A 1,442-nucleotide genomic window follows, 5' to 3' on the forward strand; every position below is an offset into this window, starting at 1 on the left:
GATCAACAAAAGCAAAACTTAAAAAGAATAGCTTCCAAGATCAAAACAGAATTTAAAGAGCTGGATATCATTCCATACTACCCCAAGGGAGAAGAACGCAAGAATTATATTTTGAATAGTTACTGTTGTTTTTCTCCTAATTTTTCCAATTATGATTTATATGTAACAGATCTTAAACATGCGCTTTGTCTGTTTATTAACAATACCAATTATCAATCAGACGACACCGGGATAATTTTCAATGATCGAGAGCATAATATTCCCGTTTTAAAAGATGTTTGGGATGAAAAAAAGAAACGCATCAAAGCGAGGAACTTTGCCATATTTGCTCCTACGGGAGAGGGTAAATCTTTTTTAGCCAATAATATTTTACGTCAGTATTTTGAAAATGGCGTTCGCCTTGTCATCATAGATTTGGGAGGCTCCTATACCAAATTTGCCAAGCTCTACCCTGAGAAATATACGGTGCTACGATATGAAAGCGGAAAGAACTTAGGGATCAACCCGTTTTATATTAACGATGCTACGGATATTACACCAGAGCGTTTAGAGGATTTATCTATTTTCTTGTTCGAATTATTCGCTTCCGATATAAAAGTAAGCAAAGCACAATCAGTATCTGTAAAGAAAATACTACGTTATTACTATCTACAAACAGCTGAAAACCATACACTGGACGGGTTTTACCATTTTATTGAGAAGAACCAAGAAAGCTTGTTAGAGGATCTTAAAATTCACCCCGATTACTTTAATACGACCAGTTTTTTACATGTGATGTCAGAATATGTAGGGGAGGGCTTATATAGTTTTCTTTTTGAGGTCAGCGAAGATCAGACCTATAAAATTGAAGATAAGCGATTGATTGTTTTTGAACTAGATGAAGTCAAGGACAATAAGGAAATTCTGTCTGTCATGTTGAAGCTGATAAAATCAGCTATACAACGAACGATTTGGAAGAATAAAGCTGAAAAGGGTATTATTCTTTTCGATGAGTTTGCCAAGCAACTCAAGTTTGAAAACGTACTTGAAAGTGTTGAATTCTATTATCAAGCCATTCGTAAACAAAACGGAGCCATTGGTATTATTCTACAATCTATTAATCAACTTCCTAACAACTCTACATCAGCTAGTATTCTAGAAAACACCCAAGTTATTTATAGCCTTAATAATGAGAAAGGATATGATGAACTCATAAAAAGGCTTCATCTCTCCAGTCACGATCTAAACCAGTTAAAATCCATCAAAAACAACCTGTCGGGAACCTTTAAGTACACCGAAATGTTCATTAAAATCGGAAAGGAAAGCAACATTTTTAGGTTAGAGGTACCCAGAGAAGTATATGCTGCTTACCTCACCGATGGGGAGGAAAATGAAGAAATCATGAAACTGTATGAGCAATACGGAAATATGGAAAAAGCAATTTTAAAATTTATTAATTAAAA

1 protein-coding gene is annotated in these 1,442 nt (G+C 34.5%); it reads left to right on the plus strand.

The genetic code is table 11. The features are described from left to right. Positions 1–1,440, plus strand: a 1,440-nt coding sequence (locus FT986_RS11900; RefSeq protein ID WP_147865244.1) for a VirB4 family type IV secretion system protein, incomplete at its 5' end; no start/stop codon positions are given. Positions 1,441–1,442 lie beyond the last annotated feature (2 nt).

The sequence above is a fragment of the Mesonia sp. K4-1 genome (genome assembly GCF_008017825.1).
Lineage (GTDB): Bacteria > Bacteroidota > Bacteroidia > Flavobacteriales > Flavobacteriaceae > Mesonia.